The following is a 20938-nucleotide window of genomic DNA, read 5'->3' on the forward strand; positions in this document are numbered from 1 at the left end:
CCCTCTATTTGCGCATTGTCGCCATGCAGAATGATCCTCATCCCCAAAGCGCCCAATCGCACATTTTTTCTGCCTGCTGTAACAGTTCACTCGAAGCATGCAGAACATCGCGGGCAGCATGCCCCATCCCCGCGCTTTGTTCCGGGAACTATGCGACATCGCATAGGTATCGTCACCGCGCACGGATGGGGCATTTCCGCCTTCCTGGTTTAATTCAACCAGTTGCCGGCGATTTCGTGCGCGGTGTTGTTAATCGTGTTCATTTTTACAATCGCAAAAATACTTGCGATCAGGTTCAATATAAGCATCATCATAAAAGATACCGTCAGCTTTCGGGGTATCTTGAAATTAGACAAGGCATACCTTTTCTTCCCGCAAAATAAGATATCAGCCCTGTTTCCCACATCGCAAAGCGGCGTGCAGAATTTAAGCAGAAAATACTGTAAATAGAAATTAATATTCCGCTGACCCGTTAAAGTTGGCCCTGCTTTACAATTATTTCCGGTTAAATAACCAACAATATTTTCTATCGCCAGTGATGTTAGAATGATACCCTTTGAACAACACTCACAGGTTATCATAATTACCATAGCAATATTTTAAGTTGAGTTTTCATTTAAAATTTTTAAAAAATAGATTTCATCCGACAATTTTCCCGGAAAGATTGAAAACCTTGATCTCCTGGATAAAACTTTTCCATAAAATCCTGATATAAAAAACCGGGCCATTCCCATGAATGACCCGGTTAATTTCTGTTCTGTCTGGTTTTATCGTGTGATCAGGCCGATTTAACATTATCGAGAAACGTACTGACAATCGTTCTCATCTTTTCGGCTTCCCGCGAAAGTTCGGAAGATGCCTGCAAAACATCTTTTGCCACTTCACCGGTTCCCTGGACGGCATTGGTCACTTCATAAATGTTTGAATTCACATCCTGCGTGCCCCTGGCGGCCTCTTCAACGTTCCGGGCGATTTCACCGGTGGCAACTTGTTGCTCTTCGATGGCTGCGGCAATGCTGCTGGCGATTTCGTTAACTTTTTCAATTGTTTCGACAATATCAGCAATTGCCTTAACTGCTTCATCGGTTGCCGAACGCGTCGCCGATATCTGTTCGCCAATGTCTGCCGTTGCCCGTGCCGTCTGATTGGCAAGGTTTTTTACTTCGCTGGCAACCACGGCAAACCCCTTTCCGGCTTCCCCGGCCCGCGCGGCTTCAATGGTGGCGTTCAGGGCAAGCAGGTTGGTCTGGCTGGCAATATCATTAATCAAACTGACGACCTCGCCAATCTTAACCGCCGATTGCTGTAAATTGCCGACCACACGGCCCGTATGACCGGCCTGATTGACAGCTTCTTTCGAGACGGCAGCCGCCTGCGCAACATCATTGGCAATCTGGCTGATCGATGCCGAAAGCTGCTCGGCGGCGGAGGCCACCGTCTGAACATTGCCTGTCGCTTGTGTCGCAGCAGACGCCACCGTTGATGCCTGATGGGTTGCCTTGTCCGACTGGGACGACAGGGATTGCGCGTTGGATTGCAGTTCGGTCGCGGCAGACGCCACAGCAGCGATCGTCATGCCGGCATCCCGGTCAAACTCCCGGGTCAAACCGTCAATGCGTTCGGTCCGGGCGGCGCGGTCCCTGTTTCGTGTTTCTTCGGCCTGCGCCAAACGTTCGGCCTCGATCATATTGTCGCGAAACACCTGCACGGCAGCAGCCATTTCACCAATTTCATCTTTGCGATCCATATCGGGAATCTCGGCCGATTTATCGCCCGCCGCCAAACGCGACATGACCGCTGTCATATTGACGATGGGTGTTGCAAGCCCGCGGGACAAAATAATGGAAAACCCGATTGTCAGCACGGCAACAAAAACCGCCACACAAATCATCAACAGGCGCGACCAGGCATATTCGGCATCGCCCCGCGCCGAGGCTGCGTTGCCCCCTTCCTGGTTCATCTTCACCAGGCCCTGAAGAATCTCGCGAATTTCAACAACAAGTTTCTCGCCATCCCCCAGCATCAGGTCGCGCGCCTGCGCATTCTGATTGGCGCGTGAAAGACCGAGAATCTCTTCCCAGGCCTTGTCATATTTTGTGATCAGGGCACTTGCCTTTTGCCACATCGCACGTTCCTCGGGCGAGGAAATCAGCGATTCATAGGTCTTTGCCTCGCGCTGCTCGGTTGCGATCTGCTGCTGAATTTTACTTTCGTATGCCGCCATGTCATCGGCGTCATTCGAGAGCACATGTGCCAACTGAAATAACCGCATTTTATTTACGCTGTCATTAATCTCGTTAATCACCTTGATACTGGGCAGCCAGTTCACGGCAATTTCAGTTGATGTACTATTGATGGTTTGCATCTTGATAATCGCAAAAACACTTGCGAAAATATTCAGCACCAACATGACCCCAAAAGCCACGACAAGTTTTCGGGAAATCTTCAGATTAGAAAAAAATTCCATAATACATTGCCTCTAAAACGTTTCCACCGCGCCAACAGGCGCAGTCTTGCCCCCGCCATAGCCATCGACATAATCCCTACGTACTTTGTGCAAGATCAGATCTTGCACGTTCCACGTTTTGTTAATTCGGAACAGATATCGACAACTGTATTTTTGAATACAGATGGCTCAGCAGCAGAACCATCATCTGCTATCCTGCCCCTAGACATTGGCGGCACGTTATTTGACTTCAAGATCATGGAAAAATAATTTGCGACCCGCATTGCGTTTTTCGCACCTGGCTTTTGGTGCAAATGGGTCGCGTTTTAATACCAGCGCGCAGGTGGCCTGGTTTTTTGATGATAAAATAAATTTTTAAACAAGAACCGCCCTGAAAATCAGGAATCGCAGCGATGTGCCAGCCCTTCAGCATGATAAACACCGCAATGGGGACATTTTTCCATGTCCTGTGCGATCGGGCGTGCCGGTTCGCCCTGGCTGCGCGGTTTTACCCGACCGGTCCAGCGCGCACGTGCATTTTCGCGAGGCGCCTGGTTTGCGCCCTTTCGCCCCAAAAACCGCGACACCTGCCACACCACAACAATGACAAGGGCTGTAAATAGAATTTGCGAAAAACTCAGCATGAACGTCCCCGGAAATGCTCATTTTTACCGGAACGGGGCAGCCCCGTTCCAGCTTCTGGCCGTGTTATAGTCAAAAAACATACTTTTAGAAACCGGGCAATGACGCTGGATGCCGCAATAACTGATCTGTTTCAGGCAAATATTGGCCGGTTTCGTCATGCAAAACCAGCCCCCGACGCATTTTAAGCGGCGATGAAACCCCCTTGCGGGCCGAAACAATCACCCGAAGCGGCATATCGGCGCTGGCCTTGCTCCAGACCGGATAAACCGTCACATCCCCGGCGCGGCCATATAGCAAGCCGATGATCCGGTCCAGATGATCAGCACGATGCACCAGTGTTATCCGTCCTTTCTGGCGCACCATTTTAAGGCAAAAGCCGATCCATGCCGCCAGATCGGCACGGCCTTCCTGGTGGGCTGTTGCCCGGCTTTCGTTAATTGGCCGCGTTCCCCCCGCATAATAAGGCGGGTTGGAAATAACCTGATCAAAACTTTCTGCCACCAGTGGCAAATGCCGATTATTGATATCGCCGTGAACCGGCGTCACGCGGCCCTCAAAACCGTTTTCAACAATGTTGCGACAAAACAGGGCATATAAATCGTCCTGCACTTCAACCCCGGTCACAATTGCGTTCTCGATCCGTCGGGCCACACACAACCCGGCAGATCCGACTGCCGCCCCGACATCGAGTATTTTACGGTCCCGATTTCGCACCACATTGACAGAAGCCGCCAGCAACACCGCATCGACCGCCGCCCGATACCCGTCAACCGGCTGTTTCAGGGTCACAGCCCCGCCAAGCAAAAAATCATGGCTGATACGGTCTTGCGCGAAATCGGGCACCGTTAAATATGGGCCGTCCGGTGCAGCGGCCATCGCTGTTTTGATCATGGATCTTTATGCAACATCACGGGCCAAACCAGTCTTAAACATCGTCACGGCGAGAGGGGTTAACGTCGTCATCGGCATCACTATCGGCGTCAATCTCGTTATTTCCAGGCAAATCGCGCCGCGCAATTTCAAGAATATAACGCGCCCGGCTTTCATCATCGGGTGTTACCATCAAACGCCGGGGCAAAGCCCCGATCGATCCATCAAGGATGGAGGCATGAAAATCAAATATCAGGCAGTCAATTCCCTCGTCGGCCAGCACCGACTGAACCCAGCTAAGCTCAACCGGATCATTGCTGCGTACCAGTTCAATCATTTCAGACACAACACCTTTTCAATCGCTGTAGCGTAAATCTGTTCAGTATATATGACCGTAGCATAGCATATAATTGTTCAATACAGCGAAAAGAGGTATTGATTTGTCCACTTGACCGTCAACGCCTGGCGTCTCTATGTTGGGCAAGGGTCAGGAGCTGCGAGTATGACAACAGTTGTTCTTCAGATCGTCTGGATTTACACAGGCTGTTTTGTGGCAAAATCCTGAAAGATGTATATATCTTCCAGTGATTTTGCGTCACATACCCTCAGAAATCCGGGTGACCGCTGTAATCATATGAGCGGTTCGTGACCCTGAATTATGAAACCAGCGTTACCTGTGGCTAGCAACCAGGTCAAGACGCACGAATTGTTTCGGAAAAGAGCGTGAATAACACTGCACCGCAGCATACCACACAACCCAGCCTGGATTCCCTGGTCCGTCTTGTCGATACCGACATGAAACGGGTTAATCAGGTCATCATCGACAACATGCACAGCGACGTTGCCCTTATCCCGCAACTGGCCAGCCATCTGATTGCCGCAGGCGGCAAACGAATGCGCCCGATGCTTACCCTCGCCTCGGCGCGATTATGCGGCTATGAAACCGGCTTTTCCGCTGTCAACATGGCCGCCTGTGTTGAATTCATTCACACAGCCACCCTGCTTCATGACGATGTGGTGGATGAAAGCCTGTTACGTCGGGGGCAGGAATCGGCCAATGCCATGTTTGGCAACGAGGCCAGCGTTCTGGTTGGCGATTTTCTGTTTGCCCGCTCGTTTACGCTGATGGTTAAAAACGGCTCGCTTAAAGTGCTTGATATTCTGGCACGCGCATCGGCGGTTATTGCCGAAGGCGAAGTGATGCAGCTTGCGACCGCCAATGACATGGCAACCACCGAACAGGCCTATCTTGATGTCATTATGGCGAAAACCGCCGCCCTGTTTGGCGCAGCATCACATATTGGCGCGGTTATTGCCGGTCGGCCCGAAGCCGATGAATTTGCCCTGCGCGATTATGGTTTGCATCTGGGCACCGCGTTTCAGCTGATTGACGACGTGCTGGATTATTCCGCCCACCAGGCCACCCTTGGCAAAACCGTTGGCGACGATTTCCGCGATGGCAAGGTCACCCTGCCCGTGATTATTGCCTATGCCAAGGGCAGCGACGAGGAAAAGGCCTTCTGGCGCCGGTGCATGGAAGATCAGGATTTCGAGGAAGGTGACCTGGACCGGGCGCAAGCCCTGATCCACAAATACAACACCCTTGAAGCCACGATGAACCGGGCACGTGAATATGGCGTACTGGCGATTAACGACCTTGCCCGCTTTCCCGATGGTGCGATCAAAGATGCCATGATCGAAGCCGTCGAGTTTTGCATTTCGCGGCCCTATTGATCGACGGGTCACTTTCTTTGCCCGGATTTTGTGAAAAATTCCTTGCGTGCCGGATCAATACCGATTAATACCCGGCTCGCAGAATGACGGAGCGTAGCTCAGCCTGGTAGAGCACTGTCTTCGGGAGGCAGGGGTCGGAGGTTCGAATCCTCTCGCTCCGACCATCATTCAAAGGCCCTGAAATGCTTTGGCATCTCAGGGCCTTTTTCATGCAAAACTTTCGTTTTTAATCTATGCCGTAATCACAGTTGCCTAAAAACCCGAAGCGGCATCCGCAACAGCTCCATGCCGGGGGAGTTCGACCTGAACTTTCAGGGCGATCACAAATGCTGCCAGCAGCATCACGGCACCGGCCACAATAAAAACACCCGTTACACCGCCCAAACCGAAAACCACACCGCCCAATGCCGCACCCGAGGCGATGGAAGATTGCACCGACGCAACGACCATGCCACCCGCAGCCTCGGCCTGATCAGGCACCGCCCGCGCAACCCAGCTGGACCATGCGACCGGAACACCGCCAAATGCCAGCCCCCACAAAGCAACCAGCAGCATCAAACCGGTTCCCTGTACGGGCAGCAGAATCATTGCCAACGCAGCACCACCGACCAACGCCGGCATCACGACCAATGTCGCGCGCAAACTACGTTCCATCAGCCAGCCCGACAGCAAGGTCCCCACAAAATTGGCGGCCCCGAAGCCCAGCAACATTAACGACAAGCCCGGAACATCGACATGGGCAACACTTTCAAGAGCAGGCCGGATATAGGTAAACAACGCATACTGGCCGGTATGGGCAAGCACACAGCCCATCATCCCAAACCCGATGCCGGGACGGCGGAGCAGTTCCAGCACCGATGCGGTATGTGCCATCTTGCGCGGTGCCATACGGGGCAATGTGAACAATTGAAAGACAAGCGTTAACCCGCCAACCGCCGCCGCCGCAACAAAGGCACTACGCCAGCCATACAAGCCGCCCAGATAACTTCCCAAGGGCACAGACACCACCGTACCAACGGCAATGCCGCTAAAAATAATCGACAATGCCCTTGGCACCAGCCAGGCTGGCACCAGACGCATGGCCACAGCTGCCGCCATGCTCCAGAACCCTCCCAGCGCAATGCCCAGCAAAATCCGCATCGCCAATAACACGGCCAGACTGGAGGAAAGCGCAACCAGCAAGTTGGACATGATCATTAATATTGTGAAAGCAAGCAGGACAGCACGACGATCAAGCCCGCGTGTTAGTTTGGGCACCAGCAACCCGGCAAACAGGGCCACCACCGCCGTCACCGTCACCGCCTGACCCGCCAGCGCTTCAGATACGCCCAAATCAGTTGCCATTGGTGTCAGAAGGCTGGCAGGAAGGTATTCTGCCGTCAGAAGGCCAAACACCCCCATTGTCAGCGAAAACACGGCCATCCAGGCAGGTGCCGCGGACTCCACAGCCGATCCGCTATCGCACTGGATAGCAGACCCGGTCTTAAAAACATCATCACTCATCTTGAATATCCCTAGGAAACAACGATTACCTAAAGACTAGATGCAAAATTCAGGATGATCTATGATGGCTGGTCTTGATATTTTGATCAAAACGCCAGAAATGACCATGCAAAATCAATTTGCCTTATCGTCCGAGTTTATCAGCGAGCTGCTCGCCGACATGCGTCTGCGTGGTGTCAAGTACCGACGCATTCAAACCGGTCCATCCTTTGGTATGGGATTTGATGCCAGGCCAGAGCATGTCTATTTCCACTTTCTGGCTTTCGGCAAAGCTGTGTTGCGGACTGAAGACGGCGCATTGCACGACCTGTCAGCAGGGAGTGCAGTCCTGATGCCACGGGGCCAGGCGCATCAGATTTTATCGGATCCAGATAACGCATTTGAAAATATCGACACATTTGATGTGGCCCCCCTTGGCGAAGCGGTAAGCGGCGTCAACACATGCCCCAGCACACATCCGACGCCAAGTGCCGTTCTCTTTTATGGCTGTATGGAATTCAATCTCGGCGGCATGCAAGGGCTTGGCAAGCTCATGCCAGACGTCATGACGACAAGCACGCAAGAACACCGCCACCCGGGATTACTCCCCATTCTTGAATCCATGAAACGTGAAATTTGTGCTGGCCGCATTGGTTTCGCCGGTATTCTTGCGCGGCTTGCCGATGTGGCGGCCGCCCTGATCGTACGTGGCTGGATAGAAGGAGGATGTGAAAACGCATCCGGTCTTGTTGCCGCACTGCGCGATCCCCGTCTGGCCCGTGCCATATTGGCGTTACACCGGCAGCCAGGCCGTGACTGGAACGTTACGGACATGGCAGCAGAGGCACGCATTTCGCGCTCTGCCTTTGCACAGCGATTTCAGTCCACGATCGGCATCCCGCCCCTAAAATATCTGACAGAACTGCGAATGAATCTCGCCCGCCTATGGCTGAGCGACGAAAGACTATCTATCGAGGCTGCCGCTCAACGCCTCGGCTATACGTCTCAGGCAGCGTTCAGTCGCGCTTTTAAGCGTATCAACGGTCAGCCCCCTGGCATCAGCCGGAAGGCCTGAATGTGATAGATCATGTTTCTTTAACAAGTATCATTTTTACTGATTTTGACGCTGCCAAGCACCAGAACATACCGCAACTGACGAACAACCGAAAACACGATCAATTTGCGACATTTTCAACTCAGTGATCAAGATACCAAAAAATGCCGCGACATGCCGCAATTATACTTGAACTGCTTAATCATACAGGATAGATAATCGCCCACACTGACGGAGCGTAGCTCAGCCTGGTAGAGCACTGTCTTCGGGAGGCAGGGGTCGGAGGTTCGAATCCTCTCGCTCCGACCATCAGTTAGGAACCCTGGCGCCTGAAACATGGCGACGGGGTTTCTTTTTTTTCACCGCTGAATTCCCCCTTCCTTTCTGCCCTTCATTACCAACCTGACCGCCCCTAAACAAAAACGCACCCGCCAGCATATGCGATGGGTGCGTTTTATAACAAAGGGACAAATCCCGGGTTGCACCCCTAATGCAGGCTGCTTTCACTGGGCAATTGCAACATCCGCCCCATCAGGTAATCGACGTCGTCGGAGTCAAATTCAACACCAAGATCCCCATACTGGGTCAGAATGCGTTCGATCATGCGCCGCGAATAACGTTCACGGTCTTTTTCACGGCCATCCATATCGGTTTCGTGGGCGACCTCAAGGGCGGCACGCACACCGGTAAAGAAACTGGCCGGCATGTCGGCCTTGTTGTAAATTGCCTGCAATCCGTAAAGACCGGAATCGTGAATAAGGACCCGGGTATTTATCAGCGACACACCAGCACGGCGGGCAATTCCGGCTTCAAAGAACGAAATATCCCCCATGCATAACGCCCGCAGAATCAAACCACCGGTCAAACGGTTATTGACATATAGATGCTCGACCAGAATTTCGACATCGCGGCTTTCGCTGTCATCGCCCAGCAACCCGATGGTTGCGCTTTCCTGCGACTGGGTCATCACGGCATTGACAATGCCTTCGGGCAGATGCCCGCGCGACACAAGTTCACCGCGCAAACGGTCAGAAACCAGGGTCACCATGCGTTCGGCAATCGTGATGGGCAAATGGTTGCGCGAGATGATCGGTTTCTGAATACGTTCATTTTGACCGAAATCGTCAACCACCTTTTGCAGGGATTTTTCGCTGATTTCAGCACCGTCATTACCGATCAGTTCGACCAGAACATCTTCATGCCCGGCATCGACCAGCGCACTGGAAACCGCTTCGGAAACGGTGCCGCGCGTGGCAATGGCGCGCTGTTTTTCAATGCTGTCAGGGCCATCACCGATAATATCAACCAGGTCACTATCGCTTAGAATTTCGGAGAACTGCAATATCGGCAGGGCAACCGCATCCACGTCACGCGCCAGTGTCAGCGCGACATCGTGGGGCAAAAGCGGCGTCTGTTTCAGATTGCGCGCCAGCGCCTTGCGCACCCGGACTTCCGCATCCTTTATCATGATGCGAAATATCTCTTCGGCCAGCGAACGCTCGTTATCGGTCAACTGGTCGTCACTGAATTGCTTGCTGATTTTATCCGCCGCTTCTGCGCGGTTGTTGCCCGAAGGATCATTAATCAGTTTTGCAACGTCGTTTTTTGTAATCGGGGCCACGTAACCTCTCCTGCTACGGTCGGAAATTCCACCAACCGTTACATTTGTGACTATACACCCAACAGCCAATTGATTGAACGCAATTTATTCGCTTGCGAATTTGGGTAGGATAACCTGTACGTGATCATCTTTCGCGACTTATAATGATTCCACGAACTGTCGAGCTTTGATTGCGTTACCCGCCGGGGGCTGTCAGAAAGTTTCACGTTGCGTTCGGCGTGTGCATCACGCCACATGCCAAGAGAGAGGCCTTGTAAATGAATTCGATCAAAATACTTGCTATTGCAATTTCCGCCACCGCAATGTTCAGCACCGCTGCATTTGCCGATGGTGACGCTGCCAAGGGCGAGAAAGTCTTTAAGAAATGCGCCGCCTGCCATTCCATTGAAGAAGGCAAAAACAAGGTTGGCCCGTCCTTGCATGGTGTAATTGGTCGCGAATGCGGCGCAATTTCCGATTTTAAATACAGCAAAGGGTATCTGGATGCCTGCGAGAAGGGCTTCACCATTGATGAAGCATTTCTTGACGATTATCTGAAAGACCCGTCTGCCAAGATCAGCTCGATCGCGCAGAACAAAGAACGTTCCAAGATGACGTTCAAGCTGAAAAAAGAAGACGATATCAAAGCCGTTACCGAATATCTGAAACAAAACTGATCTCGTTTTGCGCCACATATCCTGTGCGCCATGAACGATCCAAGCCAAAAGGCCGACCCTGCACGGGTTGGCCTTTTGTCGGTTTTACAAAGGTCTTTCCATAAACATGCTTTAACGTCGATTATCCAGTTCGGTTGCAATGCTGCGCATCTGTTCTTCAACCCGGATCGTACATTCCGACGTTACTTCCAGGTCACGATCTTCGTAAACATCGCTGCCGGGATGCGCCTGCGCCCAGGCCGAAACGGTTTCATCGCGCTGACGCACCAGAATTTCGATCTGGGGGCGGTAAAACGCAATCATGCCCGACACCCACCGGTTCACCGGCCAGGATGGCTGCGCATGATCAATAATGAAATTATCGAGCATGGACAGAACCGTTTCGGCATCATACCAGACCTCGCCGGTGACCCAGCGATTGGTCGTAAATAACCTCTGGGCAAAGCCGTACTGATCCATCGAAATGGCGACCAGATGCGACAAAGCCTCATTTGGACCCTTGGGGATTTCAAAGCCCTCTATCTGCAACGGCCGTGCCGACTCGGGCATACCGCGCGGACGCATGAAACTATGAAAATGCCCGTGCTCGTTCCAGTCGCGCTGTTCGTCCTTGGGATGGGCATGGTAATAAAACTGGGCGTGGCTGGTCCGATCGTAAACGTCACCTTGCGGGTAATGCGTCCATTCATAAAACGCCCCTGTCGTGCGGATCAGTTCGCCAACAATGTTGTCGCCCGTCGCAGACAGGACACGATGACATTCCATCACATCACGCCCGGCAGCAATCATGGTTTTAAGTCGGCTGGTGGACAATTCCGACCAGTTTATGTCTCGTTCAGTCATGATTGTATCACCACTTGATGTGTCGACCGTCCACTCCTGACCTGGCCCTTCCGGGCCGAATGGAAATGCCAATCCGGCAGGAAACCGGTTCGCATACAGTCACGCCTCTGCCAAAAAACCACAAGTGAAAATCCTTACCTGTCTTTTGATGTTACGTGCAATACACGAAAACCGATTAATATATGACGCAAATGCTCGGGGCGGCTGTGGCGCGCTGCCGGGCGACAAACACCGCACCCCCGATCATCCCACGAGCCCCCCTTGACGATGCGGGCACCGGGCTGCTGCCGGGTCATGGTCCACTCAAAAACCTGCCCTGCCCCGTCAAAAAGGCCGTATGGCCCGGCAGGAAAAGATTTGACCGGCATGGTGTCAAACTTGCCGCGATCTGCACTGTTTAATAATGTCGGATCATAAATATTACCCCACGGATAAAACGTCCCATCGGGGCCACGCACAGCCTTTTCCCATTCGGCTTCGTTAGGCAGGCGCCATGTCTCGCCGGTTTTCTGACTAAGCCACTGGCAATAAGCCACCGCATCCTGCCAGGAAACCAGCACCACCGGATGATCTTCACGCCCCGATTGCGGGGCACCGTTTTTCCAGGCAAACGGGCGTGTGGCCTCAAATCCATGGACCAGCCCATAACTATTCCATATTTCGCGGGTTACGCCCGGCTCGGGATACCCGGTATCTTTGATAAAGGCGGCATATTGGCGATTGGTTACCGGTGTTGTCGAAATTTCAAATTCCGGCAGATAAATACGCCATTTTGCTATTTCAGAATCGTACCAGCGATTGCGATGGGCCACACCCTGCCCGTAAATCTGTTCATCGATCCGATAGGCATAATCGCGTTCAATCGCGTCGGAGCCCTGCCAGAACCATTCTGCGGGCACAACGGTAACGTCGGGTTTGCTGTCATCTGCGGCAAAAACTGTTGATGTCTGCAACGACAGCACCATCATTGTCGCCAGCCCGACAGCGGTTCGGCAAAAGCGGCGACCGCTCAAGCATATTTCCTTTAATATGACCCATTTTGTTTGTTTTTGGCGTGTCGTTTGGCAAGGCACAGCGCGCTGCGCGATGCGGCGCATCGGGCGAGCGGTGTAACGCCGCCAAACACCGCCAAAATCAAACCCTGTGGGCCAGCGCAGTCTGCCGCCTGGCCGCGTCGAAATCCTTGTCCGTAAACCCGTTACGCCCTGCGGACTTCTCCTTGCCAGGCGGCAGACTGAGCTGTCAAAATGGGTCATATTACAGGAAACATGCTTGAGACATCATCATCTTGATACGGGTTCCTCAGAATCAAAAAGTCACATTCCGTAACCGGCTCTCTCCTTCCTGCTACAGGATTTTCAAGAATGACATGTTTGTAAAACCCGTGCCGCTTTGTCAAGCAACGCCAGGCAGAACTTCCTCGCACCCTCAATGTTTCTGCCATTGCAGCAAAAAGCACCAGACCCTCACGAAAGCGTGAAAATACGTGACCCCACAAAGGCCCACTTTTCTGTCACGATGTCTGTGTTGGCCAATAACAAGCACCCTGTGCCGGGTTGTTAAAACGGTAAATGTTGTCTCCCCCGACATTTGCCGGACCGGCCAATAACCGGACGAAACACGTCTTTTTCAGCGGGTCTTCTCCCCTCCCCGCGCAGCATAAACTGGCATCACCCTTTTCCCCCGGGGTGGTGCCGGTTTTGTATCAGGCCTGCGGTTAAGCAAACCGTTTTCACATTAATCCGGCTTCGCGATAAAAGCGCAGCGCCCCTTCATGCAACGGGGCAGGCAAATCGTCATGCACCATGGCATTTTTTGACAGACCGGCCAACGCGGAATGCTGCCCCTTGAACGCGCCAAAATTTCCAAAAACGGTTTTCACCAACTGGTAAACAATCGCGGCATCGGTTTTTGCCGCAGCCATCAAGGTCACACTGGCGCGGAATGTTTGCACCGGTTCCGGGTTGCCATAGTACAATCCGCCGGGAATGGTCTCTTTTTGATAATAAGGATTTTCGACCAAAAGCCGGTCAATTGCCGGACCTTCGACATCGACCAGCACCGTATCACATGCCTGCACCGCCTGACGGATCATCTGCGAAGGATGGGCAACCGCATAAACGGTTGCATCAATTCGGTGCTGGCACAGTGCTTTAACCTGCGCCATCGGGTCCAGTTCAGATGCCATGGCAAAATCATCAAGCGTCCAGCCTTTGGCGGCCATCACACGTTCCATCGTATCTCGCTGTGCCGACCCGGGATTACCGATATTAACCCGCTTGCCTTTCAGGTCGTCAAAGTCAGTCACCCCTGCATCTGCCCGGGCCAAAACCGTAAAAGTTTGCAAATACGCAGAAAACACCGACCGTAAATCATCGATTTTGCCGGTTTGTGCAAAATCACCGGTGCCGTGGCTGGCCTCGCTTTGAACATCCGACTGCACAATGCCAAAATCAAAATCGCCAGAATGGACAGAATAAATTGTATAAACCGGCCCATTGGTGGGCTCGACCGTGCAGCGAAGCCCGTTTGACCTGTACATACGGTTGATCAAACCACAAATCGCACTGGCAACAGGATGATAAGCCCCATTGGCACCGCCTGTACCAATGGTGATAAACCGGCTTTGGCCTTCTGCCTGGGCAACATCCCCCCACAGAAAAACCGCAGACAGCCAGACCAGGCAACATGCCATATCAAATGCCCGCTTCATTCTTTCCCCCCTGAAAAGAACAGTTTATGCCACCGGTGCTCAATGTACGATAAAACAGACAATCCTGACCGATGTTTTTTGCCTGTCCCTGCGTCGCCCCGCGCCAGCAAAATAACACACTGCGCAGAAAATTTGACCTCACACAAAATTTGACATACCGGGCACAACCGACGTCGGCAAAAATTGTGCAACACAATAAAATCATGGACTTATTGCGTAAAAACAGGGAACATGGTTTTAGAAGCGGGATGAAATTTCAAACCCTCAAAAATAAAAATCTTTTGGTTGCGAGACGCGGACGCCGGTTTAACAAGGTGGCCCATGGAAAAGCAGATCCTGGATGCGCTCTCGCAAACCAATGCGGGGATCGCTCTGTTTGATGCCAATGAACGTCTTATTTTTGCAAATCCGGCCTGGAATCAGTTGATTACCGGTATTGCCGAGGACGATCTTTTATTTGATGAAACCAGTCTCGACAATGGCGGCATGCTCTCGGTATGTCTTGTCCGCCCGCAAATTCACGCCCGCGAACGGCCCCCGTCCCTGACCGATGTTGATAACAGGAAACGCGGCACCGTGCTGGTCGCAGACGATAGCGCATCCAACCGCATGGTGGCACGCCGCATGTTACAGGCCGAAGGTTTCAGCGTGATTGAAGCGGGCGATGGACAAACTGTGCTGGATATTTTGCGGCGCGGCAGGCCGGTCGACATTTTGCTGATGGATGTTGAAATGCCCGATATGGACGGGCTGCATACCACCCGACGCATCCGTCATATGGATGGTCCGTCATCGCGCATTCCGATTATTGCCTTTTCCGCCCATCGCACCCGCGACTGGAACATGGTTGCCCGGCAATCCGGTGTGAACGATTTTATCAGCAAGCCGATCGGACGGGCGAGCCTGCTGCGGGTTATCAGCGAAAACCTGCCAAGCCACAACCCGGGCACCCCCAAATCCGACCTGCCCGCCCCGGCCCCTGTCGCCCGGATGAAACAAAACGCCCGCAGCTTTAAACCCCTGCAAAGCGCGTTGCCTGCCAGCCCTGTTCTGGATGTCAATATTCTGGAAAAACTCTACCGGGATGCCGGGTTGGATGGGGCGGCAAGCGGCATTGAACTGTTTATCAGCGAAACCGAAGCCCGCCTGGTCCAGATTGATGACGCCCTGTCGCGACACGATTTTCGCGCCGTCTGCAACGAAGTCCACGCCTTAAAAAGCACATCGGGTACGTTTGGCCTGCGCCAACTGGCCGATTTATGTGATGCCGCCCATACCATTTTTGACCGCAATGATTTTGGCCGCAACGATATTGATCACCACCATCTTGTCAAACTGTCACGCCAGGTGGTGCAACTGGCCCCCACGGCGCTAACCGCCCTTAACCTGTATCGCCGCAGTCGATCATGGGCCCTAAGCTGATAGCCATCCACCTTGCCCGGAGGCGGGTATTTCGTCTTTCACCCCGTCCCATATCTGCCAAACCAGCAAGTTCCACACCGTCAGGGCGGCATCAAAATCATTGGCGCATGCCATCTGCCATGTTTTGCGCCGTATGGCATCGCGCACCGGGACACGGGCAAAAAGATATTTTTGCGCCGTAATTTCATTTCCCCACAGCAGCATGGAAATATCACGCACCCATTGCCCGACCGGGGGGTTAAACCCGATTTTGCGCAGATCAAGATGGCCCGCTGGCACCATCGGTTTAACAACAGCCCGCCATATGTCCTTGCCTGCCCCGCCCAAATGCTGCGCAACTGGCAGGGCGTTCGCCATTTGTCGCACCGCATGGCCCAGTAACGGCGGGCGATATTCAACGCCAAATGCCATGCCCATCCGGTCGCTCATCGCCAACTGGTTGCCGGGCAAAGTCACAGATTGATCAAACAGCATCATCATCGATGCCAGATCATGCCCGTTTCCCAACATCCCCCGCGCATCGCGCTGCAAGATGCCATATCCAGGCAAAACACAGCGATTGTTCCACTGGTTAAAAACGTCGCGGCCATTGCCGCCAATGGCGCGTAAAAACTTTGCCGGTCCCGCGACAGGACGGATAAGCCCGACCGGCAAGCATTGCATTGCACCATTGGCAACATGCCCGATACCCCGGCGCATAAAATGCGGCAAAGCCCGCCATGATGCCGCCCGCACCGCCATTTGATAGCGGCGGTAACCGCCGAAAATTTCGTCCCCGCCATCGCCGGTCAAACATACCGGCGCAATTTCGGCAACAGACTGGCTTAAACAATGGGCCAATATCATTGACGGGTTGGCAAACGGCCCACCAAAGGCTTTCAAACCGGCCTTTAAACGGTACAACAGGTCTTCCGGGTCATGCGGGGCGGCAACCACTTTTAAGGGCAATCCCAAATGATCGGCCAGTCGCTGCGCCCGCCCGGTTTCATCTGTTTTCTGATCGGCAAACCCCATCACAATTGCCGTTGGCAAGGACCGGCTTGTTGCTCTGTTTTGCGCGGCACGGCACGCCAGTGCGGCAATCCCGGCGCTGTCCATCCCCCCTGATACCAAACACGCGACCGGCCTGTCGCATGACATCGCATCCACCACCGCCCGATATACCAGGCGACGCATCGCTGAAACGGTCTGCTGATCCACCCCAGATGGCGAAAAAGACCGGGAGGCAAAGGCCATATCCGTTGACGAACCCAAATGGGATGTTGCGCTTTTCATCCGCCGATTGGCGTTACTTTTCTGCCGTGTCCCGGCACCAAAATGGTGCGACAGGCGCTGGTTTTTCCAGCACATGATTTCACCGGGTTGTAATTGGGCAATCGACCCAAAGAACGTTTGCGGGGCAGGAATAAACAAATGCGCCAATGCCGCCTCAAACGCGGCCGCATTAGGGGCAAGGTCAATCCCCGGCGCAGACAAAAGCGGGGATAATTCGGATGCAAAAAAGATATGCCCATCCGCACGAGGTGCCACAAATAACGGCTTTTGCCCCATACCATCCACAGCCAGCCACAAGGATGCTCTGGCGCAGTCCCACAAGGCAAAGGCATAGGCGCCCGAAAGGCCCGCCAGCATGTCGGCCACCGCCTCAGCTTCGCCAGCGGCACGTGCCCGCAATAATGTCTGCGCCAACAGTTCCAGCAGAATTTCGGTATCAGCAAGGCTTCTTCTGTCGGTATCTGGTGCGACCTCCCCCGGATGTGCGCAATCGGCAAACGATGGCGATAAACGGGCGCGCAACCGGTTGTACCCGGCAATATAACCATTAAAAACCAGCACAAACCGGCCATCGCGGCTCACCATGGGTTGGTGCGCACGGGGATCAAGGTCGGTGGTGGCAAGGCGGCGATGGATCAGAACCGGGTTTGGCCCATCAAAAGGATGATCAAAATCGCGCTTTGCCGGGCAAGGCTGATCTTTTTCCGGCCAGATACCGTCCCCGTCCGGCCCGCGATGTGCCAATGCCAAAGATGCCGCAACAGCCCACGGGCGGGCGACAGGGTCGGTTGTACCGGCAAGACCACACATCAACAGCTACCTGCTAATCGACCTTGCCGGGCTGCGCAAACCATGCGCCAACACTTCGCAAGCCGTCGCGCGCCTCAATCGGGGGCAGCCAGTTCAAATCGCGGCGAATGGCACGATTATCTATTTGCAGGGAACTTGTTAAGCGCTGAACCTCAGCTGATTTCCCGGTTATCTGGCCCAAGAACCCCAGAATACAGGTTGGAACCGGCACCATGACCGGCTTTTTTCCCATACCTTCCGCCAGCAATGTCATCATTTCGCCAATCGAAAAATCTTCGCCATCCGACACCAAATAGGTTTTGTAACAAGCCGTTGGGTGCCCGACAGCCACGACACAAGCATCGGCCAGATTATCCACATGGATCAAACTGCGATGGTTACGAATGGCACCAAACGGCAAGGGAATGCCGCGCCGTGTCAGCTTCGCCATAGCGGCAAAATTTGCCTTTACCCCTGGCCCATAGACCAATGGTGGCCGCAAAATGGTCAGGCCCAGCCCCGATATTTGCGAAAACTGGCGCAGAGCGTTTTCGGCTTCGGCCTTTGATTGCCCATACGGGTCTTTTGGCTTCACCGGGCTATGTTCGTTAAATGCCGAAAACCGTGTTTCTTCGCCATTGACCTTGACCGAGCTTACAAAAACCATGCGTTTTACATTTTGGGCATCGGCCGCACGGGCCAGATGCAAACTGCCCGCCACATTCACGGCCCGAAAGGCCGCCAGCGGGTCGGTCGATATATCGCGCATCACATGGACGCGCGCGGCCAGATGCACCACGCAATTCACGTCCTGTAAATGATCGGCCCAATCGGTATCGCCATCAATATCGCCCACCACCCGGGCATATTGCGCCAGATCGGCAGGCAATTGTGCCTTGGCCGTTTCACTGCGCACCAAGGGCCGCACGGCATATCCCGCGGCAAGAGCCGCCTTGCACACAGCCTGGCCGACAAACCCGTTTGCACCGGTAATGGCCATTCGTTTCTGGTCGCTCATTTATGCAGGCTCGCCTTGATCGGGGTTGTTCATTAATGGTTTATCCTGTCCTGCCACATTCAGGCGCTGTTGCAAATCGCGCAAAACATACAATCGCAACGCGCTTGATAAATTTCCGTCGCGCCCCGCATCAATCAGGGCAACCATTTCGGCAATGCTGTAATCTTCACGCATCGCAATGCGCTGCAATTCCTGCCAAAAGGCGTCTTCCAGCGAAAAACTGGTCCGATGACCGGCAATCGTGATCGACCGTTTGCGAACTTCGGTATTCATCAAAAAATCCATTGAACGAACAGGGCAAGGTCAGATTAATAGGCTTAACCCTAAACACCAGGATATAGTCTTACCAGTAAGCAAACGTACAGTCAGGGACAAACGGGCGAAAATGAAACTTATCCATCTTAGTGACTGCCATATCATCGACCCGGCCCCAAAAAACCAGCCCGCCGCCAAACCACGGCCCCACCAAACCCTGTGCGCCATCATTACCGATATTTGCCAATGGCATAAAGATGCCGACCTGTGCGTTGTTTCGGGGGATCTGACCCATGATGGCACCTTGGCGCAATACCGGCTGTTTGACGAAACCATCGCCGCCTTGCCCATGCCGGTACATGTCATTCCGGGCAACCATGACGAACGTGAACCTTTGTTGGCCACCCTGCCTGCAACGGCGCGCGATGAAAACGGTTTCATCAATTATGCCCTGACACATCAAGGCATTAGAATAATTATGCTTGATACCCTGGCAGACGGCGAAGATTTCGGTAATTTATGCCCGCAACGCCTGGCATGGCTGGCAAACGAACTGCAACAATCGCAAGATCTGCCCTGTCTGATTTTCATGCATCATCCACCGCTCGCCCTTGGATTACCGTTTATGGATGCCATCAATTTGCAAAATGCCGACGCATTTGGCGATGTTTTGCAAACCCACCCTGCCATTCGCCACATCTTTTTTGGTCATACACATCGCCCGTTCCACGCGATTTGGCGGGGTATTCCCGTTACCGGGGGTGCCAGTACCTTTGCCGGGCAGCCACTTGCGATGCAACCGGGCATGGGCCTGCCCGATAAACCCTGGCTGGAACCAGGATATGGCATTGCCCTGATCAATAAGCATGACGCCACAGTGCGCTATCATTTTGAAATGGTGCGAATGCCTTAGGATCGGGATTCAGGCAGCATCATGCCATTCCGCCAAAACCGTTTCATCGGTTTCCATCACCAACTGTTGTGCGCGCACATCGTTGAACGATGCCAGGTCCATTAATTGTGCCATCGACCATACCGCACTGGCACGAATAAGGGCGGATGGGTCCTCTAACAAAGTACGCACTTGCGCGATGGTGCTGGCATCCCCGCTATTGCCAATCGCAATCAGCACATTGCGCAAAAACTTTGCCCGGCCAATGCGTTTAATCGGCGATCCGGCGAAAAAGGCGCGAAAGGCAGCGTCATCCATTGCCAAAAAATCGGCCAGACGCGGGGCGGTAAGTTCGGCACGCGGCATAAAGGCCAGTTCTTCGGTGCGGCTGGCAAATTTGTTCCACGGGCACACCGACAAACAATCATCACAACCATAAATACGGTTGCCCATCGCCGTGCGAAATTCACGCGGAATAACGCCGTCATGTTCGATGGTCAGATATGAAATGCAGCGCCTGGCATCAAGTTTATAGGGTTCGGGAAACGCATCGGTCGGGCAGGCATCCAGACAATTGCGGCACGACCCGCAATGGTCGATCTCGGCTTTTTGGGTGGCATCATCAAATTGCAAGGTGGTAAAAACCTCGCCCAGAAATAACCACGACCCATATGTGCGCGACACCACATTGGTATGTTTCCCTTGCCAGCCAATGCCCCCGGCCTGGGCCAGCGGTTTTTCCAGAACCGGTGCGGTATCAACAAACACCTTGACCTGTTCCGTCCCGCCACTTTGCTCCACCAGCCAGCGCGCCAGTTGTTTCAGGCGCTTCTTGATCAGGTCGTGATAATCGCGATTTTGGGCATAAACCGAAATCATTGCCCTGTCGGGATGATCTAGCAAAGCAAGCGGGTTTTCTGCCGGGCCATAATTGGTACCCAGCACAATCACGCTTTGCACATCTTCCCACAAAACGCGCGGGTCATGGCGGCGCGGCAACCGTTCGGGGTCTGCCATCCAGGCCATGCTGCCATATTCGGCCCTGGCCACAAATTCGTCCAGGCGGTTCTGGTTGCGCCGATCAATTTCGGGCGCGGCCACACCACACACATCAAAGCCTATTTCACGGGCCTTGTCCTGAAGGTCGTTAAAGGAAATGCACCGCTTTGATCCCATATTTTGCAACTCATCCCCATATCTGCCCATCGCACCAGATCCTTGAC

Annotated in this window: 18 protein-coding genes and 2 tRNA genes; 7 read left to right on the forward strand and 13 right to left on the reverse strand. The window is 53.4% G+C overall.

Annotated features, from left to right (window positions below):
* Positions 1–778: 778 nt before the first annotated feature.
* The 4 genes from AAC086_RS20635 to AAC086_RS20650 form a co-directional block, all read right to left on the reverse strand.
* Positions 779–2467, reverse strand: coding sequence for a methyl-accepting chemotaxis protein (locus tag AAC086_RS20635; protein ID WP_339781607.1), 1689 nt, complete (start codon positions 2465–2467; stop codon positions 779–781).
* A 377-nt stretch (positions 2468–2844) separates the two neighbouring features.
* Positions 2845–3090: a hypothetical protein gene (locus tag AAC086_RS20640; protein ID WP_339781608.1), complete on the reverse strand. Its 246-nt coding sequence runs from the start codon at positions 3088–3090 to the stop codon at positions 2845–2847.
* A gap of 85 nt (positions 3091–3175) precedes the next feature.
* Positions 3176–3982: a methyltransferase gene (locus AAC086_RS20645; protein ID WP_339781610.1), complete on the reverse strand. Its 807-nt coding sequence runs from the start codon at positions 3980–3982 to the stop codon at positions 3176–3178.
* Between the two features lie 34 nt (positions 3983–4016).
* The gene (locus AAC086_RS20650) at positions 4017–4298 is read right to left on the reverse strand and encodes a DUF2007 domain-containing protein (protein ID WP_339781612.1); all 282 of its coding nucleotides are present in this window, start codon (positions 4296–4298) and stop codon (positions 4017–4019) included.
* A 386-nt stretch (positions 4299–4684) separates the two neighbouring features.
* Here AAC086_RS20650 and AAC086_RS20655 point away from each other — a divergent pair, with 386 nt between their 5' ends.
* Together AAC086_RS20655 and AAC086_RS20660 are read left to right on the forward strand one after the other, a co-directional pair.
* Complete coding sequence (locus AAC086_RS20655) at positions 4685–5695, forward strand: polyprenyl synthetase family protein (protein WP_339781613.1); 1011 nt, start codon at positions 4685–4687, stop codon at positions 5693–5695.
* Positions 5696–5782: 87 nt separating this feature from the next.
* Positions 5783–5859, forward strand: a tRNA-Pro gene (locus AAC086_RS20660).
* Between the two features lie 88 nt (positions 5860–5947).
* On the opposite strand, the gene AAC086_RS20665 is transcribed toward AAC086_RS20660, so the two are convergent.
* Entirely contained in the window at positions 5948–7198 is a 1251-nt protein-coding gene (locus tag AAC086_RS20665) for an MFS transporter (protein ID WP_339781614.1), read from the reverse strand.
* Positions 7199–7259: 61 nt separating this feature from the next.
* On the opposite strand from AAC086_RS20665, the gene AAC086_RS20670 reads away from it, so the two are divergent.
* Together AAC086_RS20670 and AAC086_RS20675 are read left to right on the forward strand one after the other, a co-directional pair.
* A complete protein-coding gene (locus AAC086_RS20670) occupies positions 7260–8252 on the forward strand; it encodes an AraC family transcriptional regulator (protein ID WP_339781615.1) in 993 nt (330 codons plus the stop codon).
* Between the two features lie 211 nt (positions 8253–8463).
* Positions 8464–8540 (forward strand) — tRNA-Pro (locus tag AAC086_RS20675).
* Between the two features lie 178 nt (positions 8541–8718).
* Here the strand turns inward: AAC086_RS20675 and AAC086_RS20680 are convergent.
* Positions 8719–9852 (reverse strand): DUF2336 domain-containing protein, encoded by a 1134-nt coding sequence (locus tag AAC086_RS20680; protein ID WP_339781617.1) that lies wholly within the window; start codon positions 9850–9852, stop codon positions 8719–8721.
* Positions 9853–10109: 257 nt separating this feature from the next.
* On the opposite strand from AAC086_RS20680, the gene AAC086_RS20685 reads away from it, so the two are divergent.
* Positions 10110–10508 (forward strand): c-type cytochrome, encoded by a 399-nt coding sequence (locus AAC086_RS20685; protein WP_339781619.1) that lies wholly within the window; start codon positions 10110–10112, stop codon positions 10506–10508.
* A 111-nt stretch (positions 10509–10619) separates the two neighbouring features.
* Here AAC086_RS20685 and AAC086_RS20690 read toward each other — a convergent pair whose 3' ends face one another.
* From AAC086_RS20690 to AAC086_RS20700, 3 genes are all read right to left on the reverse strand, one after another.
* Positions 10620–11351 (reverse strand): hypothetical protein, encoded by a 732-nt coding sequence (locus AAC086_RS20690; protein ID WP_339781621.1) that lies wholly within the window; start codon positions 11349–11351, stop codon positions 10620–10622.
* A 134-nt stretch (positions 11352–11485) separates the two neighbouring features.
* On the reverse strand, positions 11486–12364 hold the full coding sequence (locus AAC086_RS20695) for an SUMF1/EgtB/PvdO family nonheme iron enzyme (RefSeq protein ID WP_339781622.1): 879 nt from the start codon (positions 12362–12364) through the stop codon (positions 11486–11488).
* 719 nt (positions 12365–13083) lie between these two features.
* Complete coding sequence (locus AAC086_RS20700; RefSeq protein ID WP_339781624.1) at positions 13084–14064, reverse strand: TAXI family TRAP transporter solute-binding subunit; 981 nt, start codon at positions 14062–14064, stop codon at positions 13084–13086.
* Positions 14065–14385: 321 nt separating this feature from the next.
* Between AAC086_RS20700 and AAC086_RS20705 the strand changes: the two genes are divergently transcribed.
* Positions 14386–15486 (forward strand): response regulator, encoded by a 1101-nt coding sequence (locus AAC086_RS20705; protein ID WP_339781626.1) that lies wholly within the window; start codon positions 14386–14388, stop codon positions 15484–15486.
* Here AAC086_RS20705 and AAC086_RS20710 read toward each other — a convergent pair.
* Genes AAC086_RS20710 through AAC086_RS20720 form a run of 3 tightly spaced genes read right to left on the reverse strand, consistent with a single transcriptional unit; the run spans position 15478 to position 18841 of the window.
* Positions 15478–17571 (reverse strand): asparagine synthetase B, encoded by a 2094-nt coding sequence (locus tag AAC086_RS20710; RefSeq protein ID WP_339781628.1) that lies wholly within the window; start codon positions 17569–17571, stop codon positions 15478–15480. The two genes, AAC086_RS20705 and AAC086_RS20710, sit on opposite strands and share 9 nt — an antisense overlap.
* Positions 17572–17584: 13 nt before the next feature.
* On the reverse strand, positions 17585–18568 hold the full coding sequence (locus AAC086_RS20715) for an NAD-dependent epimerase/dehydratase family protein (protein WP_339781630.1): 984 nt from the start codon (positions 18566–18568) through the stop codon (positions 17585–17587).
* A complete protein-coding gene (locus AAC086_RS20720; RefSeq protein WP_339781631.1) occupies positions 18569–18841 on the reverse strand; it encodes a ribbon-helix-helix domain-containing protein in 273 nt (90 codons plus the stop codon).
* 112 nt (positions 18842–18953) lie between these two features.
* Between AAC086_RS20720 and AAC086_RS20725 the strand changes: the two genes are divergently transcribed.
* Entirely contained in the window at positions 18954–19736 is a 783-nt protein-coding gene (locus tag AAC086_RS20725; protein WP_339781632.1) for a phosphodiesterase, read from the forward strand.
* A 9-nt stretch (positions 19737–19745) separates the two neighbouring features.
* Here AAC086_RS20725 and queG read toward each other — a convergent pair whose 3' ends face one another.
* Positions 19746–20921 carry a tRNA epoxyqueuosine(34) reductase QueG gene (gene queG, locus AAC086_RS20730; protein ID WP_339781633.1) on the reverse strand — a complete coding sequence of 392 codons (1176 nt, stop codon included), beginning with the start codon at positions 20919–20921 and terminating at the stop codon, positions 19746–19748.
* Positions 20922–20938 lie beyond the last annotated feature (17 nt).

Source organism: uncultured Thalassospira sp. (assembly GCF_963976115.1).
Lineage (GTDB): Bacteria > Pseudomonadota > Alphaproteobacteria > Rhodospirillales > Thalassospiraceae > Thalassospira.

Coding starts and splice junctions, on each gene's coding strand:
- AAC086_RS20635 (WP_339781607.1), bottom strand. CDS start 2,467: ATGGAATTTTTTTCTAATCTGAAGATTTCCCGAAAACTTGTCGTGGCT.
- AAC086_RS20640 (WP_339781608.1), bottom strand. CDS start 3,090: ATGCTGAGTTTTTCGCAAATTCTATTTACAGCCCTTGTCATTGTTGTG.
- AAC086_RS20645 (WP_339781610.1), bottom strand. CDS start 3,982: ATGATCAAAACAGCGATGGCCGCTGCACCGGACGGCCCATATTTAACG.
- AAC086_RS20650 (WP_339781612.1), bottom strand. CDS start 4,298: ATGATTGAACTGGTACGCAGCAATGATCCGGTTGAGCTTAGCTGGGTT.
- AAC086_RS20665 (WP_339781614.1), bottom strand. CDS start 7,198: ATGAGTGATGATGTTTTTAAGACCGGGTCTGCTATCCAGTGCGATAGC.
- AAC086_RS20670 (WP_339781615.1), top strand. CDS start 7,260: ATGATGGCTGGTCTTGATATTTTGATCAAAACGCCAGAAATGACCATG.
- AAC086_RS20685 (WP_339781619.1), top strand. CDS start 10,110: ATGAATTCGATCAAAATACTTGCTATTGCAATTTCCGCCACCGCAATG.
- AAC086_RS20690 (WP_339781621.1), bottom strand. CDS start 11,351: ATGACTGAACGAGACATAAACTGGTCGGAATTGTCCACCAGCCGACTT.
- AAC086_RS20700 (WP_339781624.1), bottom strand. CDS start 14,064: ATGAAGCGGGCATTTGATATGGCATGTTGCCTGGTCTGGCTGTCTGCG.
- AAC086_RS20705 (WP_339781626.1), top strand. CDS start 14,386: ATGGAAAAGCAGATCCTGGATGCGCTCTCGCAAACCAATGCGGGGATC.
- AAC086_RS20710 (WP_339781628.1), bottom strand. CDS start 17,571: ATGTGTGGTCTTGCCGGTACAACCGACCCTGTCGCCCGCCCGTGGGCT.
- AAC086_RS20715 (WP_339781630.1), bottom strand. CDS start 18,568: ATGAGCGACCAGAAACGAATGGCCATTACCGGTGCAAACGGGTTTGTC.
- AAC086_RS20720 (WP_339781631.1), bottom strand. CDS start 18,841: ATGAATACCGAAGTTCGCAAACGGTCGATCACGATTGCCGGTCATCGG.
- AAC086_RS20725 (WP_339781632.1), top strand. CDS start 18,954: ATGAAACTTATCCATCTTAGTGACTGCCATATCATCGACCCGGCCCCA.
- queG (WP_339781633.1), bottom strand. CDS start 20,921: ATGGGCAGATATGGGGATGAGTTGCAAAATATGGGATCAAAGCGGTGC.